The organism is Tropicimonas sp. TH_r6 (genome assembly GCF_033101155.1).
In the GTDB taxonomy this organism is placed as follows: Bacteria; Pseudomonadota; Alphaproteobacteria; order Rhodobacterales; family Rhodobacteraceae; genus Tropicimonas.
On record NZ_JAWMPX010000010.1, the window covers coordinates 26,977 to 41,279 of the forward strand.

General features: G+C 64.0%; 16 protein-coding genes. 10 read left to right on the forward strand and 6 right to left on the reverse strand.

What is annotated here, in order from left to right:
* Positions 1-107 precede the first annotated feature (107 nt).
* Positions 108-461: a hypothetical protein gene (locus R3X27_RS11505; RefSeq protein ID WP_317709007.1), complete on the reverse strand. Its 354-nt coding sequence runs from the start codon at positions 459-461 to the stop codon at positions 108-110.
* A 201-nt stretch (positions 462-662) separates the two neighbouring features.
* Between R3X27_RS11505 and R3X27_RS11510 the strand changes: the two genes are divergently transcribed.
* On the forward strand, positions 663-1,685 hold the full coding sequence (locus R3X27_RS11510) for a glutathione S-transferase family protein (protein ID WP_317709008.1): 1,023 nt from the start codon (positions 663-665) through the stop codon (positions 1,683-1,685).
* On the opposite strand, the gene R3X27_RS11515 is transcribed toward R3X27_RS11510, so the two are convergent.
* Complete coding sequence (locus tag R3X27_RS11515) at positions 1,664-2,029, reverse strand: hypothetical protein (protein ID WP_317709009.1); 366 nt, start codon at positions 2,027-2,029, stop codon at positions 1,664-1,666. The two genes, R3X27_RS11510 and R3X27_RS11515, sit on opposite strands and share 22 nt — an antisense overlap.
* Before the next feature lie 152 nt (positions 2,030-2,181).
* On the opposite strand from R3X27_RS11515, the gene R3X27_RS11520 reads away from it, so the two are divergent.
* Together R3X27_RS11520 and cbiB are read left to right on the forward strand one after the other, a co-directional pair.
* Positions 2,182-3,165 (forward strand): threonine-phosphate decarboxylase, encoded by a 984-nt coding sequence (locus R3X27_RS11520; RefSeq protein WP_317709010.1) that lies wholly within the window; start codon positions 2,182-2,184, stop codon positions 3,163-3,165.
* On the forward strand, positions 3,162-4,082 hold the full coding sequence (gene cbiB, locus R3X27_RS11525; protein ID WP_317709011.1) for an adenosylcobinamide-phosphate synthase CbiB: 921 nt from the start codon (positions 3,162-3,164) through the stop codon (positions 4,080-4,082). The genes R3X27_RS11520 and cbiB overlap by 4 nt, the downstream gene beginning before the upstream one ends.
* Before the next feature lie 310 nt (positions 4,083-4,392).
* Here the strand turns inward: cbiB and R3X27_RS11530 are convergent, their stop codons facing one another.
* Both R3X27_RS11530 and R3X27_RS11535 read right to left on the reverse strand, forming a co-directional pair.
* Positions 4,393-5,175, reverse strand: a complete 783-nt coding sequence (locus R3X27_RS11530) for a Bax inhibitor-1/YccA family protein (protein ID WP_317709012.1) — start codon at positions 5,173-5,175, stop codon at positions 4,393-4,395.
* Between the two features lie 129 nt (positions 5,176-5,304).
* Positions 5,305-5,520 carry a DUF1127 domain-containing protein gene (locus tag R3X27_RS11535; protein WP_317709013.1) on the reverse strand — a complete coding sequence of 72 codons (216 nt, stop codon included), beginning with the start codon at positions 5,518-5,520 and terminating at the stop codon, positions 5,305-5,307.
* Between the two features lie 125 nt (positions 5,521-5,645).
* On the opposite strand from R3X27_RS11535, the gene R3X27_RS11540 reads away from it, so the two are divergent.
* Positions 5,646-6,548, forward strand: coding sequence for a LysR family transcriptional regulator (locus tag R3X27_RS11540; protein ID WP_317709014.1), 903 nt, complete (start codon positions 5,646-5,648; stop codon positions 6,546-6,548).
* Here R3X27_RS11540 and R3X27_RS11545 read toward each other — a convergent pair.
* The gene (locus tag R3X27_RS11545) at positions 6,502-7,464 is read right to left on the reverse strand and encodes an NADPH:quinone oxidoreductase family protein (protein ID WP_317709015.1); all 963 of its coding nucleotides are present in this window, start codon (positions 7,462-7,464) and stop codon (positions 6,502-6,504) included. The genes R3X27_RS11540 and R3X27_RS11545 overlap by 47 nt on opposite strands.
* Before the next feature lie 363 nt (positions 7,465-7,827).
* On the opposite strand from R3X27_RS11545, the gene R3X27_RS11550 reads away from it, so the two are divergent.
* The 3 genes from R3X27_RS11550 to R3X27_RS11560 all read left to right on the forward strand — a co-directional run bounded on the left by R3X27_RS11550 (position 7,828) and on the right by R3X27_RS11560 (position 9,703).
* Positions 7,828-8,190: a helix-turn-helix domain-containing protein gene (locus R3X27_RS11550; RefSeq protein WP_317709016.1), complete on the forward strand. Its 363-nt coding sequence runs from the start codon at positions 7,828-7,830 to the stop codon at positions 8,188-8,190.
* 69 nt (positions 8,191-8,259) lie between these two features.
* On the forward strand, positions 8,260-9,087 hold the full coding sequence (locus tag R3X27_RS11555) for an inositol monophosphatase family protein (RefSeq protein ID WP_317709017.1): 828 nt from the start codon (positions 8,260-8,262) through the stop codon (positions 9,085-9,087).
* A 130-nt stretch (positions 9,088-9,217) separates the two neighbouring features.
* Positions 9,218-9,703 (forward strand): CAP domain-containing protein, encoded by a 486-nt coding sequence (locus R3X27_RS11560; protein WP_317709018.1) that lies wholly within the window; start codon positions 9,218-9,220, stop codon positions 9,701-9,703.
* Between the two features lie 6 nt (positions 9,704-9,709).
* On the opposite strand, the gene guaD is transcribed toward R3X27_RS11560, so the two are convergent.
* Positions 9,710-11,080 (reverse strand): guanine deaminase, encoded by a 1,371-nt coding sequence (guaD, locus tag R3X27_RS11565; protein WP_317709019.1) that lies wholly within the window; start codon positions 11,078-11,080, stop codon positions 9,710-9,712.
* Between the two features lie 107 nt (positions 11,081-11,187).
* On the opposite strand from guaD, the gene mgtE reads away from it, so the two are divergent.
* The 3 genes from mgtE to R3X27_RS11580 all read left to right on the forward strand — a co-directional run bounded on the left by mgtE (position 11,188) and on the right by R3X27_RS11580 (position 14,236).
* Positions 11,188-12,576, forward strand: a complete 1,389-nt coding sequence (mgtE, locus tag R3X27_RS11570) for a magnesium transporter (RefSeq protein WP_317709020.1) — start codon at positions 11,188-11,190, stop codon at positions 12,574-12,576.
* Positions 12,573-13,133, forward strand: a complete 561-nt coding sequence (locus R3X27_RS11575; RefSeq protein WP_317709021.1) for a 5-formyltetrahydrofolate cyclo-ligase — start codon at positions 12,573-12,575, stop codon at positions 13,131-13,133. The genes mgtE and R3X27_RS11575 overlap by 4 nt, the downstream gene beginning before the upstream one ends.
* A 287-nt stretch (positions 13,134-13,420) precedes the next feature.
* Entirely contained in the window at positions 13,421-14,236 is an 816-nt protein-coding gene (locus R3X27_RS11580) for a TIGR00282 family metallophosphoesterase (protein WP_317709022.1), read from the forward strand.
* Positions 14,237-14,303 lie beyond the last annotated feature (67 nt).

Below are 14,303 nucleotides of genomic sequence, written 5' to 3' on the forward strand. Positions count from 1 at the left end.
GTCAGCACGGGAGTTTGGCCCCAACTCCCCTGACCGGACCGAAGCGCCCCCCATTGGCACGGAATCACCCGGCGAGGCATCTTCGGGCTCTGCCCCGCCGTCTGCAATCACTCCCGCGGCAGTAGCCCCACCGGCTCGGGTCTCTCGCGCACGAAATCCGCCGGCGGCCCCGTCCGGTCGGCTGGATTGGTCACCTTGAATTCGAAAAGCCGCTCGCCCTCTCGCTCGGAAGACGTCACGATCAGCGCCTGGCAGACTGGCCGCCCCCGGTCGTGGATCTCGACCAGCCCACGCAGCCCTGCGGCGGCTTCGGCATCGACCGCGAACCCGCCCTCCCAATAACGCAGGATCGCGTGATCTCGCCCCTCGGCAACGACCCGCATGTGCGTCCGCTTGCGCGCCTGCGCCCTGCGCGCCCGCGCCATCTCGTCTCGGACTTCCTGCGGCAGAAACTCGGACATGCTCGACTCCCTTTCCCGAGGCCCCATTGAGCGAAGCGAGCGCATGGGAGTCAACGGCGACGTCGCGGTGCTTGTGAAAACAGCAGCATTTCAAACACATGACAGCATGTGCGGAAAACCGTGACGCCCCCTGCGCCGGTACGGCTTTTCCCGTCGGCGCAATCGGATAAATGAAGGTCAGGAAACAGGGAGGCGAACAGGATGGGACTGCTGATCGACGGCACATGGCATGACAGCTGGTACGAAACCGGCAAGACCGGAGGCGAGTTCCGTCGTACCGAGGCGGTGTTTCGCAACTGGGTGACCGCGGATGGCACAGCCGGCCCGTCCGGAGAGGACGGCTTCGAGGCAGAGAGCGGACGCTACCACCTCTATGTCTCGCTGGCCTGCCCCTGGGCGCATCGCACGCTAATCTATCGCCGCCTCAAGGGACTTGAGAACCACATCTCCGTCTCTGTCGTGCACCCGGACATGCTCTCGGAAGGCTGGACCTTTGCACAGGACTATCCTGGTGCCACCGGGGACACGCTCTTCGGCCACAGCTTCCTGCGCGACATCTATACACGCGACACGACCGATTTCACGGGCCGGGTCACTGTGCCGATTCTCTGGGACAAACAGCGCGGCCGTATCGTGTCCAACGAGAGCTCGGAGATCATCCGCATGTTCGGCAGCGCCTTTGACGGTCTGACCGGCAATCGGCTGGACCTGCGGCCGGCAACCCTCGCCGCAGAGATCGATGCAATCAATGATCGGCTCTATCCCGGGCTCAACAACGGCGTCTACCGCGCCGGTTTCGCCACCACTCAAGCCGCATATGAGCGCGCCGTGACAGAGCTGTTCGACACGCTTGACTGGATCGAAGACCGCCTCTCGCGTCAACGCTACCTTGCCGGCGACCGGGTGACCGAGGCGGACTGGCGCGCCTTTACGACCCTGATACGTTTCGATCCGGTCTATCACGGCCACTTTAAATGCGCCCGCAACCGGTTGACGGAGATGCCCAACATCTTCGCCTACACCCGCGAGCTTTTCCAGTGGCCCGGCGTATCCGACACGGTCGATTTCGACCACATCCGGCGCCACTATTATTTCAGTCACGACATGATCAACCCGGCCCGGATCGTGCCCATCGCCCCGCAGATCGACTGGCTCGCGCGGCATGGTCGCGAGGCGTTGTCCGAAGGGACGGCAATCGGAGGTCAGAGTGCCGCGGTGGCGTGATACTCGACCATCACCGCGAGATCCTCGGGTGGGGTCGCGGCGGGCAGGTAGGCGCAGGCATTGGCGGCGAGATTGAAGATGGAGCCGTCGGAGAAGAAACTCCTGCGGGTCACGAAGATCACCCGTGCCTTCGGCCGTCGGTAAGAGGCGAAATCCGCGACGGCCAGTGCGCTCCCCTCCGCGATCTCGACATCAAGGACGATGGCCTGCACGTCCCGGTTGCGGAGCACGTCTGCAGCCGCATCCTGTCCCTGCACCAACGAGACCGCGCATCCTTGCCGTTCGAGATGTCGTTTCCAGAGTTGCCCAAGGTCACAGCAGCTCTGGACGATGAGAATATGCATACTGCCTCCACGACCGTGTCCTGCCAGCACTTTACCACTTCCTGCGTGTTGTTCGTTAACGGCTCTTTAACGCACCATTCGGTCATGTTCCCGTCTTCCCTTCCCGCCGCAAACGCGACAGAAGCAGCGTCAGGAGAGCATGGGAAGACGGCATGACGACAGGTTCGGGCGAGACAGGCGGGCGAGACCATGGCGGCGGGCTGGACGCGGCGCGGTCCCGATGGGGCGGCGATCGATCGGACTGGCTGGACCTCTCGACCGGGATCAACCCCGTCCCGTATCCGCGCCCCCCGCTATCCGCGGAGGCATGGACGGCCCTGCCGGACGCGGGCGCACAGGCCCGGCTTGTAAAGGCCGCACGGCAATTCTGGTCTGTCCCGGACGGGTTGGAGATTCTCGCCACGCCCGGAGCCTCGGCGCCAATTGCCCGGCTGCCTGCGCTGCTCGGCAGCGCCCCGACAGGGCAGGTTCACATCCCGCAACCGACCTATAACGAACATGCCGCCGCCTTTCGCGCCGCCGGATGGCAGGTGACGACCGAGCCAAAGGACGCCCAAACAGCCACCGTATGCGTGCATCCGAACAATCCGGACGGGCGGCTCTGGCAAGCCGGCGAGCTTCCCGCCGAAGGCTTCCTGGTACTCGACGAAAGCTTCTGCGACATCGCGCCAGAGGCCAGCTTGATCCGGCATGTCACAACGCGGAACCAGACGATCCTGCTCAAGAGTTTTGGAAAGTTCTGGGGCCTGGCGGGGCTGCGGCTCGGATTTGCCATCGGCGCGCCAGCGCTCATTACCCCCTTGCGAGAGATGATCGGACCCTGGGCCGTTTCCGGTCCGGCACTGGAGATTGGCGCTGCGGCGCTGGAGGACCGGGAGTGGGCCGAGGACAGTCGGGTTCGGCTCGCGCGCGATGGGGCCCGGCTCGATGCGCTGATCGCAGACGCTGGTGGCGAGTTGGAAGGCGGCACGCCTCTCTTCCGCCTCTACAGGGTCGGCAGCGCGACGGAAATGCAGGCCCGGCTGGCGCGCGGTCGGGTCTGGTCGCGCGTCTTCCCCTATTCCGATACCTGGCTGCGCCTCGGCCTGCCCGGCAGCGAAAACAACTGGCAACAGCTGACAGAAGCGCTGTCATGACCGGCGCGCCGGAGATCTTGCTGCTGGCGCTGCTGCTCGACGCGGCGCTGGGCGAACCGGCCTGGCTCTGGGCGCGGCTGCCGCATCCGGCCGTGCTCATGGGGTGGCTCATCGGCTGGGCGGATACACGATTCAACCGTGGCGCGCATAAGCGGCGGGCCGGCATTGCCGTGCTCTGCGCCCTTGTGCTCGGCGCCGGTCTGTTGGGCTGGTTGCTTGAGGTGCTGTTGCCCTGGCGGATGGCCGAGCTCCTCCTCGTCGCGATCCTGGTGGCACATAAGTCCTTGGTTCAGCATGTGGCGGCGGTCGCCGCCGGGCTGCGCGAGAGCCTGGCTGCCGGACGTCGGGCCGTGGCAATGATCGTCGGGCGCGACACGGCCGAGATGGACGAACCGGCGGTGGTCCGGTCCGGAATCGAGAGCGCCGCGGAGAACCTCTCCGATGGCGTCACCGCTCCGGTCTTCTGGTACCTGCTGGGGGGGCTGCCGGGCATCCTGATCTACAAGGTGACCAATACCGCCGACAGCATGATCGGCTATCGCACCGAGCGTCATGCGGAGTTTGGCTGGGCCTCGGCGCGGTTCGACGACCTGCTCAACTGGATTCCGGCTCGGGTGACCGCGCTGCTGATCCTGCTGACCCATGGCCGGTTCGCGGATTGGGGCGCGGTCTCCAGGGAAGCGCGCCTGCACCGTTCGCCCAATGCGGGTTGGCCAGAGGCGGCCATGGCCCGTTGCCTTGGCGTCGCGCTGTCCGGTCCACGCAGCTACGAGGGTGAATTGCGCGACTATCCCTTTGTCCATCCCGAGGGCAACAGGACTCCCGGCCCCGAGGCAATTGATCAGGCGACCGCCGCGCTCTGGCGCAGCTGGGCCGGGATCTGCGCCGTGGCCGCAGTCCTCGCCCTCCTCACCTGAACTTGAGTTTCTTGTGGACTCGCGTGGGTTGGCGGCAAAACGGCTGCGGCCTGCGCTTTGCCCCAGCCAACCATAAGATGATAGCTCGTCACGCGTGGAGGACGAAGCGCACCCCCGCCGGGACGGGCATACACTGACCCAACGCCTTGATCTTGTGTCCGGTCCCATGGGCGTTCAACACACATGGCCGCTTGCGACACCTTTCATTCACTGCAAGACCGCACGCGGAGGTCGCCCGTCCCAAGGCATCGCCAAACGAAAACGGCCGGGCACAAGGCCCGGCCGTTCGACGTTTCAACTGATCCGATGATCACTCGCGATTGCCGAAGAGCTGCAGCAACATGAGGAACATGTTGATGAAGTCCAGGTAGAGGCTCAGCGCGCCCATGATCGCGGCCTTGCCCAGCCATTCCTGGTCGCCATGCATGGCCATCTGGATATAGGTGTTCTTGATCTTCTGGGTGTCGTAAGCGGTCAGACCCGCGAAGATCAGCACACCGATCACCGAGATCGCGAAAGTCATGGCCGAAGAGGCCAGGAAGATGTTCACAACCGAAGCAACGATCAGGCCGATCAGGCCCATCATCAGGAAAGTGCCCCAACCGGAGAGGTCCTTCTTGGTCGTGTAGCCATAGAGCGACAGGCCTGCGAAGGCGATTGCCGTGATCAGGAAGACCTGCGCGATGGAGGTCGTCGTGTAGACGAGGAAGATCGAGCTGAGCGACAGTCCCATCACCGCGGCGAATGCGTAGAAGACCAGCTGCGCCGTTGCGGCCGACATGCGGTTGATCATCGCCGAAAGGCCAAAGACGAAGGCCAGCGGGGCGAACATGATGATCCACTTCAGCGGCGAGACGAAGATCGCGTGCCCAAGGGACGTCAGATACATATCCGGGCCGAGCTGGGCCGCGGCCTGCGACGGGTCAGACGTCACCGACAGACCGGCGAAGGCCCATGCGGCGAGTGCTGTGATCAGCATGCCCACGGACATCGTTCCGTAGACCTTGTTCATGTGGGCGCGAAGGCCCTCGTCGATCTGGGCGGCGCGGGCGCCGGAGACGCCTACCGTCCGGATCGTGTCGTATTCAGCCATGGTTACCTCCGTTCAAGTTCCGAAAACGCCCGCTGGAATGCAGCGGGCGCCTTTGGCTTAAATATCGTTCGGCGGAGGCCTTATTTCAAGCCCTTCTCGCCCTCTAAGGTTGCGAACCGGGCGAACAGGTCAGCCGATCCAGTGATGCGGCACATCCCAGGCCGGGCGGGTGGCTTCGAGTTCGGCCTCGTAGCGAGAGACACCGATGTCACGCAGAGCGCGATCATCGAGCTTGGCCAGATCCCTGCGTTGCTTGTGAACCGCGACCATTTCCATGATCCAGGTGAAGAGCCCCGTGTGGTGCATGGCACCGACGAGCGGGGTATTTGTGGTATGTGCGCTCATTGCGGTTTCCTTAACATATTGTGAACGAGGCTTCGCCTGCCATCAATTTCCTTGATCTATATGGGGCGGTATGCTTCATTTGAAAAGCGAATGTTTTTGAAGATATCCATCAAAATGAGTGATGAATGCCCCGAAACCTCGATTTGACAGCTCTCCGCTCCTTCGTTGCCGTGGCAGATAGCGGCGGCGTCACCAAGGCCGCGGGCTACCTGAACCTCACCCAATCCGCAGTATCCATGCAAATCAAAAGGTTAGAAGAGGCTCTCGATGTCGAGCTCCTGGATCGCGCCGGGCGCGGCGTTTCCTTGACCTCGAATGGAGAACAGCTTGTTTCCTACGCCCGCCGCATGCTGCGACTAAATGACGAGGCCATTGACCGGCTCACAGCGCATGATTTTGGCGGTGAGATCATGCTCGGCGTTCCCCATGACATCGTTTACCCGCATATCCCCGAGGTGCTGCGCCGCTTCAACGCCGCCTTCCCGCGCGTGCGCGTCAATCTCGTCTCCTCCTATTCGCGCGCGCTGCTCGACCAGTTCGCGCGCGGCCAGTTCGCCATGATCCTGACCACCGAACTCGGCCACCCCGATGCCGCCGAAGTGCTGATGGAAAAGAAACTGGTCTGGGTTGGTGCGGAAGGCGGAAGTTGCTGGCGCCAGCGCCCCCTGCGCTTCGGATCCGGCCGGCAATGCCTGTTCCGCTCCACCGGGATTCGCGGGCTTGAGCGCTGCGGCATCTCTTGGGAACTGGCCGTTGAATCCGAATCGGATCGCACCATCGAGGCCACGGTCCGGGCCGATCTCGCCGTGGCCTTGATGCTGGAAGGGACCGAGCCCCCCTTCCTCGAAAAGATCGACCATAACGGAAACCTGCCGGACCTGCCGAGCTATTCGATCAATCTCTATGTCTCGGATCTCGCGCGCGGGCGTGCCGAGGACGCGCTGGTGGATCTCGTGCGACAGGCATTCCGCAGCGACACGCTCACGGCATCGTCACCACGACCTTCCCCGTCGAGCGACGCTGCCTGAGCAGGTCCAGCGCTTCGACGGCACGATCCAGCGGCAGTTCGTGGCTGACATGCGGTTGCAGCCGGCCGGCCGCGTACCAATCGAAGAGCCGGGCGAGAGACCCGGTCAGGACCTCTGGCGCGAAACCGAGATACCCCCCCCAATAGAGGCCGATCACGGACAGGTTCTTTACCAGCAGGTGATTGGCCGGGATCTGCGGAACCTCGCCGCCGGCGAAACCGATGACCAGGATCCGCCCATCCGGGTTGGTTGCGCGGAAGCACTGTCGGAACAGATCGCCCCCGACCGCTTCATAGACCACGTCGGCCCCGCCCAGCGCCTTCAACTGACCGCGAATATCCTCGCTCTCGGCATCGATCAGGTGGGTCGCGCCCGCCTGACGGGCGATCTCCAGCTTTTCCGTCCCACGCGCAATGGCAATGACCTCCGCCCCCATCAATGCGCCGAACTCCACCGCCGTCAAACCGACCCCGCCTGCCGCGCCAGTTACGACTAACCGCTCGCCCGGCTGAAGCCGCGCCTTGTGCTCCAGCGCGACATGCGACGTCCCATAGGCCACCTGGAACGCCGCCGCATGCACGGCAGACATCGCCTCCGGCAGCCTCACGCATCGTGCAGCCGGCACGACTGCCTGTTCCGCAAGCCCCCCCTGCCCGCTGAACACCGCGACCCTGTCGCCAACGGCAACCCCCTCCACACCGGGTCCAAGCCGCTCCACGCGCCCAGCCATTTCCATCCCCAGGGTTACCGGGGGGTCCGGCCGTTCCTGGTATTTCCCACGCGACATCAGAAGGTCGGCAAAGTTCAGGCCACAGGCCTGCACGGCGATCCGGACGTCACCGGCGGCCGGCTCGGGGGACGCAATCTCGACCAATTCCGGGTCACTCTCGAAATCTGAAATCTGCAGGGCGCGCATCAGGGTATCCTCGGACAGCAGTGAATCGGCGCATCCTAGGCAAAAACGAATCAAGCTTGAAACCGTTTCCTTGCCCGGCCGGTAGGCAGCCCATCAACCATGCGCCTGCGCAATCCGAAAGACTCCCTTTCAAACGATTGCATTTTGCATTGCAGTTTGCACTTCGCCTCAGGCGCGAGTGTCATCTTCGGAAAGAAATCTGTCGGTTCGCGACCAAATGGCCGTGATGTATTGTTTTCTTTCGTGATGACAAAAAGATAGGTTGCTTCACGATCTGTTCGTCTCGACGGTGTACATTGAATACCACGAAGGACGATATCTTGGTCGGCAACTTGGGATTGTAGCGATTGCGGAGGAGGTCAGATGACCCACCCTGTTGATGTTCATGTTGGAAAACGCGTCCGCCACCGGCGATGGATGATTGGGGTCACCCAACAACAACTCGCCGAGAAGGTCGGGATCAAATTCCAGCAGATTCAAAAATACGAAACCGGCGTGAACCGGATCAGCGCCTCACGCCTCTGGGACATAGCGGACGCCCTACAGGTCAATGTCGCTTTCTTCTTCGAAGGGCTGCAAGGTGAGACCGAGTGGGAGACCCCGGCCCCGGGTGACCTTCTGGCCGACCGCGAAGCGTTGGAGCTCGTACGCTGCTATTACGCGATCCCGGAAAATCAGCGCCGCCAACTCTTCGAACTCGCGCGCGTTCTCTCCGACGCCGCTTGACCCCCGGACAACGCAAGGCTACCGCGCGAGGGAGGGCCGATCCCGCCCGCCCAACCCGGAGTGTTGCAAATGACCGACGAACCAACGTCCGCGCCTGAAGGCTCCTTGTCCCTTGAAACGTTCGCCCGAGACATCGAGGCGACGGCGATTGCGATGGCGGATGCCGCCCGAACGATCACGCTGTCGCTCTTCCGGTCGCCGGAACTGTCGACAGATAACAAGCTTGAGACCGGTTTCGACCCCGTCACGGAAGCCGACCGCGCCGCCGAGCGCGCCATGCGCGAAGTGCTCGCACAGCGCCGCCCGCTCGACGCGATCCGAGGCGAGGAATACGGCTCAACCCCCGGAACCAGCGGCTTCACCTGGGTGCTCGACCCGATCGACGGCACGCGCGCCTATCTCTCCGGCCTGCCGTGCTGGGGCACGCTGATTGCGCTTTGCTCCGAGGACGGGCCGGTTCACGGTATCATCGACCAACCCTTTACCGGCGAACGCTGGCAAGGCGGCCCGCTCGTCGCGCGCCACAGCAGCCCACATGGCGACCGGGACCTGTGCAGCCGCGCGCCGCGACCGATCGGCGAAGCCATCCTCTTCTCGACCTTCCCCGAGATCGGCACAGCGCAGGATCGGGCCCGGTTCCAACGTGTTTCCGAAGCCGTCCGCCTCACCCGCTATGGCACCGACTGCTACGCCTATGGCCTTCTGGCGCTCGGCCAGATCGATCTCGTGATCGAAGCCGGCCTGAATGATTACGACATTTGCGGCCCCATCGCCGTGATCGAGGCCGCCGGCGGAATCGTCACCAATTGGGAAGGTGGTCCCGCCCACAAGGGTGGCCGCGTCATCGCCGCCGCGAATGACGCGATCCACGCGGAGGCGCTGGAGCTGTTGTCCTGACTTCCCGGCCAGCGCGCCCCTTTCGAGCGCGGATTCGTGATTTGACGGCATATCCCGGCTTCCATTGGAGTTAACCAACAGGAAAGCCCATACGGTCTATAGTCCCAGTGACGAAAACCATGGAGACAGAATGCTTCGATTGAGTCTCGCCCTTCTGGCCATCGGCCTCCTTGCCGCCGGTCATATCGCGCCCCCGCCCCATACCGCTGCCGGATCCTCGGGCCTGCACCATCTCGTCGCGAGCCAGGCAATCAGCGTGACAGATGTCGTCAACGAAGCGCGGAAGAGCAAGGGCCGCAAACCGATCAAGCGCTCCACCCGCCTCGACTCCGTCGCCGCCTCCCACGCCAAGGATATGGCCTCGAGGGACTACTTCTCCCATGTCTCGCCCAACGGTGCCAAACCGAGCGACCGCGCCCGCCGGGCGGGTTATCGCTACTGCCTGATCGCGGAGAATATCGCCAATGGCTACCCGACCGTCGCCCAGGTGATGGACGGCTGGATGAAGTCCAAGGGGCATCGCAAGAACATCCTGCTGCCGAAGGTCACCGAGTTCGGCCTCGCCCGTGCGCAAGACAATATCTGGGTGATGGTGCTGGCCAAACCCGGCTGCTGAGCGCTCTCACAATCCGAGGCTGTCCGCGATCAGCGGATTGACCTCCCGACTATGCCCCGAATCCGCACCCAGCTCCGGCGCGCCACTCTGTGGAACGCCCGCAACATAGACCGCCGAGATCGCCCGGTCGTCCCCCATCATGATCGTCGGGAAGACCGCCTCCCAGATCGTCTCCGCCCCGTCGACACGCTGGGCGATGGCAGGGGTCGAGGCGAGGTCCAGCACCACGAGATCTGCCGCCGTGCCGTCGCGCAGGGTTCCGATCCGGTCGCTGGCACGCATTGACCGAGCCGAGCCTTCGGTTGCCAGCCAGAGCAGCTGTGCCGGGTGCAGCGCGTGGCCGGTGAGCTGTCCGATCTCGTAGGCCGCGGCCATCGTGTGCAGCATGGAGAAGTTCGAACCGCCGCCGGTATCGGTCGCAAGCCCGACGATCTGGCCTTCGGACATTGCGCGCGCCGTGTCGAAGAGGCCGGAGCCTATGAAGGTGTTCGAGGTCGGGCAATGGATCAGCGCAGCGCCGGAAGCGCGCAGACGGGCACGTTCGTCATCGGTCAACCAGATGGCGTGGCCGAACATGGCGCCGGGGCCGAGCAGGCCATTTGCCTCGTAGGTGTCGAGATAATCCTTCTTGCAGGGATACAGCTCGCGCACCCACTCGACCTCGTCGGTCTGCTCGCTCAGATGAGTCTGCATCGGGCATTCCGGATGTTCGCTCCAAAGCGCGCCGAGCGCTTGGAGTTGTTCCGGCGTCGAGGTCGGCGAGAAGCGGGGCGTGATCGCATAAATCGCACGCCCGACCCCGTGCCAGCGCTCCAGCAGCGCCTTGCTCTGGTCATATGCCGACTGCGCGTCATCGCGCAGCCCGTCAGGGGCGTTGCGATCCATACAGGTCTTCCCCGCCGCCACGGCCATGTTCCGCGCCGCCGCCGCTTCGAAGAAGGCCTCCACCGAGTCCGGGTGGATCGTGCAGAAGCTGGCCACGGATGTCGTCCCATGCGCAAGCAGCAGGTCGAGATAGCGGGCCGCGATCTCGGCCGCGTAGCCAGGGTCTCCGAAGCGCATTTCCTCAGGGAAGGTATAGCTGTTGAGCCAGTCGATCAGCCGCTTGCCCCAGGAGGCGATGATGGCGGTTTGCGGATAATGCGCGTGGGCATCGACAAAACCGGGCAGGATGAGCCCGTCGCCATGGTCGATGATGTTTGCGCGGGGATGGGCCGCGCGCAGTGCGTCCGCAGCACCGGTGACCGCGATCCGGCCATCGCGCAGCAACACCGCGCCCCGGCGTTCATATCGGGCGGCGGCCTCGGGCGGCGCCTCGAAGGGGTTGGCATGGATATCCAGCACCTGCCCCAGCAGCAATGTCTCTTTTTCACTCATGTTGGGAAGCCTAGGCGCGGCCCAAGGGCGCGGCAATGGAGAAGCGCCGGTTGCGCCCTGCGACGGGGCGCTTATTCTGGCGTGGAGTTCACGCGGAGGGCGCTTCCATGACCGAAGAGTTTGCCGAAAAGGCAGGTCGTGACGACGACGCCTTCGCGCTGCGCCGTGAGCGGGTCCGCGAGGTGCTGCTGGCGATCAACCGTGGCGACACGGCAGGGTTGGGCCGGTTGCTGGACGAGCTTCACCCCGCCGATGTGGCCGACCTCATGGAACAAGTCGGCGACAAGACGCGACACCTGCTGCTGCGTTTCTGGGGCAGGGATATCGACGGCGAGATCCTTTCGGAGCTCGACGAGGGCGTGCGCGCCGAGGTGATCGAGCTTCTGCCCGACGAGGTGTTGAGCGAAGCGGTGCTCGACCTGGAATCGGACGATATCGTCGACCTGGTCGAGGATCTGGGGAAAGAACAGAAGGACATTCTGCTCGACGCCCTGCCTGCAAGCGAGCGGGTCGCGGTCGAGAAGGCGCTGAGCTATCCTGAAAGTTCCGCCGGCCGGTTGATGCAGCGCGAAGTCGTGCGTGCGCCGGAGCATTGGACGGTCGGCGAGGCGATCGACTATGTACGCGAAGATGCCGAGCAACTGCCCGAGCAGTTCTATCACGTGATCCTTGTCGATCCGAAGATGCGCCCGACCGGCTACGTGACGCTTGGAAAGCTGATGTCCATGCCGCGCGCGCGGTCGCTGCGCGAAGTGAGTGAGCATTCCTTCCGGACGGTTCCGGTGGAACTGGACGAGGCGGAGGTCGCCTATCTATTTAACCAGTATCACCTGATTTCGGTGCCGGTGGTCGATGCAGAGGAGCGGTTGGTCGGCGTGATCACCATCGATGACGCCATGGCCGTGCTCGACGAGGAACACGAGGAGGACATCCTCCTGCTGGCGGGCGTGGCCGAGGACAGTTCGCTGTCGGACAGTGCGCTGGAAACGACGAAACTGCGGCTTCCCTGGTTGGGGGTGAACCTTCTGACCGCGATCCTGGCCTCTATGGTGATCGCGCTGTTCGAGGACGTGATCGGGCAAGTCGTGGCCCTCGCCGTGCTGATGCCGATCGTCGCCTCGATGGGCGGCAATGCGGGAACGCAGTCGCTGACGGTCGCGGTGCGCGCGATTGCGACCAAGGACCTCACGGGGTCGAATGTCTGGCGCGTTGTCGGCCGGGAACTGGTCGTGGGGCTTCTCAACGGGGCGGCCTTCGCCGTCGTGATGGGGATCGTGGCGCTGATCTGGTTCGGCTCGGGCCAGATCGGGCTGGTCATCGGGTTGGCGATGATCGTGAACATGGCGGTGGCAGCGCTGGCAGGTATCCTGGTGCCGGTGATGTTGGAGAAACTGGGCGTCGACCCGGCGCTGGCATCCGGAACATTCGTGACGACGGTGACAGATGTTGTTGGTTTCTTTGCCTTCCTCGGCTTGGCTTCGATGGTCCTGCTATGACCCTTGCGAAAGCAAAAAAGGCGGCCCGCAGCGCGGCGTTCGCAAGGCGCAAAGCCGCACATTCGGCTCACGCGGCAGCAGCCTCTGAGGCCTTGAATGCCCATCTTTCTGAGACACGGGGCCGGATCGTCGGTGGTTATCTTCCGATCCGCACCGAGGCCAATCCCCTGCCGGCGCTGGAGATGCTGGCGCGGCACAATCGGATCGCGATGCCGATCGTGTCCGGAGCCGGGCTACCGCTCCTGTTTCGAGAGTGGTGGCCGGGTTGCCGGCTGGAGGCGGGCACGTTCGACGTAATGGTGCCGGTCGAAGGCGCGGATCTTGTACCGGATCTGATCATCGCACCGCTGGTGGCCTTCGACCGGAAACTCTATCGCCTCGGCTATGGCGGAGGTTTCTATGACCGGACGCTGGAGCGGCTGCGGGCCTGCGGTCAGGTCGAAGCGCTTGGCTTTGCCTATGAGGCGCAAGGCACCGACGCGCTGCCGCTTGAACCGACAGATCAGCCACTCGACGGACTTGTGACCGAGCTCGGCATGCGCCTGTGCGAGGATTGACGCAGGCACGCCAACCAAAGATTGGCGTGCTGACCGAAGTGGTCTGGTGCGAGGATCGAGCGCTCCCGTCATTGCGGATGCAAGACAGAACGACCGGACCCGCGCCAATCAGCACTTCGTTCCAACGCCAGCAACCAGCTCGTTTCGCATAGGCCTTTCTCCCTCCCCAGTGACGGCAAGTACCAGCTTCACAACGGGACCCAAGAGGTTGGACAGGGCGCGGCGCTTGCGCCAGAACGCAGTCGGAGGGCTTGCCCCCGAGGCGGTCCGAGGCTAGGGCAAACGCCATGAAGATACTCTTTCTAGGCGATGTGATGGGACGCGCGGGGCGCGCAGCGGTCACCGAACGGCTTCCCGCGCTGCGGCGCGACTGGGGACTGGATTTCGTCGTGGTCAATGGCGAGAACGCAACGTCCGGCATGGGGCTGTCCGGAGCCCATGCGAAGGCAATCCTGGAGGCGGGCGCCGATTGCATAACCCTGGGCGATCATGCCTTCGACCAGAAGGACATGCTGCAGTTTATCGAGCGCGAGAAGCGAATTCTGCGTCCAATGAACTATGCCAAGGATGCGCCCGGGCGCGGCGCGGCGGTGTTCACGGCAACCGGTGGCCGCAAGGTGCTCGTGGCGCAGGTGCTGGGCCAGGTCTTCATGAAGCGGCCCTTTGCCGACCCGTTCTCGGATGTGGATGCGTTGCTGCGAGCCCATCCGCGCGGCGGGATGGTCGCCGCGAGCCTGATCGACATTCATTGCGAAGCGACCTCGGAGAAGATGGGGATGGGCCATTTCTGCGACGGGCGCGCGAGCGTGGTTGTGGGCACCCATACACATATCCCCACGGCAGATGCGCAGATCCTGCCCGGCGGCACCGCGATGCTGTCCGATGCCGGGATGTGCGGCGATTACAACAGCGTGATTGGCATGGACAAGGCCGAGCCGATGCGCCGTTTCGTGACCGGAATGCCGAAGGGGCGTTTCTCACCGGCACTTGGCGAGGCGACGCTTTCCGGCCTCTATGTCGAGACCGATGACAAGACCGGCGCCGCGACCCGGGTCGAGATGGTCCGACAGGGCGGGCGGCTGGCACAAGCGGGGCCGGCCTGAGGACAATCCGACGCTTGGATCGCCCTGCGCCCGCAGGGCGCCACCCCCAACCGTTTCCCGCGCATCT

Excerpts from the sequence above, each read along its gene's own strand:
- R3X27_RS11505 (WP_317709007.1), bottom strand. The coding sequence starts at position 461 with ATGTCCGAGTTTCTGCCGCAGGAAGTCCGAGACGAGATGGCGCGGGCG.
- R3X27_RS11510 (WP_317709008.1), top strand. The coding sequence starts at position 663 with ATGGGACTGCTGATCGACGGCACATGGCATGACAGCTGGTACGAAACC.
- R3X27_RS11515 (WP_317709009.1), bottom strand. The coding sequence starts at position 2,029 with ATGCATATTCTCATCGTCCAGAGCTGCTGTGACCTTGGGCAACTCTGG.
- R3X27_RS11520 (WP_317709010.1), top strand. The coding sequence starts at position 2,182 with ATGACGACAGGTTCGGGCGAGACAGGCGGGCGAGACCATGGCGGCGGG.
- cbiB (WP_317709011.1), top strand. The coding sequence starts at position 3,162 with ATGACCGGCGCGCCGGAGATCTTGCTGCTGGCGCTGCTGCTCGACGCG.
- R3X27_RS11530 (WP_317709012.1), bottom strand. The coding sequence starts at position 5,175 with ATGGCTGAATACGACACGATCCGGACGGTAGGCGTCTCCGGCGCCCGC.
- R3X27_RS11535 (WP_317709013.1), bottom strand. The coding sequence starts at position 5,520 with ATGAGCGCACATACCACAAATACCCCGCTCGTCGGTGCCATGCACCAC.
- R3X27_RS11540 (WP_317709014.1), top strand. The coding sequence starts at position 5,646 with ATGCCCCGAAACCTCGATTTGACAGCTCTCCGCTCCTTCGTTGCCGTG.
- R3X27_RS11545 (WP_317709015.1), bottom strand. The coding sequence starts at position 7,464 with ATGCGCGCCCTGCAGATTTCAGATTTCGAGAGTGACCCGGAATTGGTC.
- R3X27_RS11550 (WP_317709016.1), top strand. The coding sequence starts at position 7,828 with ATGACCCACCCTGTTGATGTTCATGTTGGAAAACGCGTCCGCCACCGG.
- R3X27_RS11555 (WP_317709017.1), top strand. The coding sequence starts at position 8,260 with ATGACCGACGAACCAACGTCCGCGCCTGAAGGCTCCTTGTCCCTTGAA.
- R3X27_RS11560 (WP_317709018.1), top strand. The coding sequence starts at position 9,218 with ATGCTTCGATTGAGTCTCGCCCTTCTGGCCATCGGCCTCCTTGCCGCC.
- guaD (WP_317709019.1), bottom strand. The coding sequence starts at position 11,080 with ATGAGTGAAAAAGAGACATTGCTGCTGGGGCAGGTGCTGGATATCCAT.
- mgtE (WP_317709020.1), top strand. The coding sequence starts at position 11,188 with ATGACCGAAGAGTTTGCCGAAAAGGCAGGTCGTGACGACGACGCCTTC.
- R3X27_RS11575 (WP_317709021.1), top strand. The coding sequence starts at position 12,573 with ATGACCCTTGCGAAAGCAAAAAAGGCGGCCCGCAGCGCGGCGTTCGCA.
- R3X27_RS11580 (WP_317709022.1), top strand. The coding sequence starts at position 13,421 with ATGAAGATACTCTTTCTAGGCGATGTGATGGGACGCGCGGGGCGCGCA.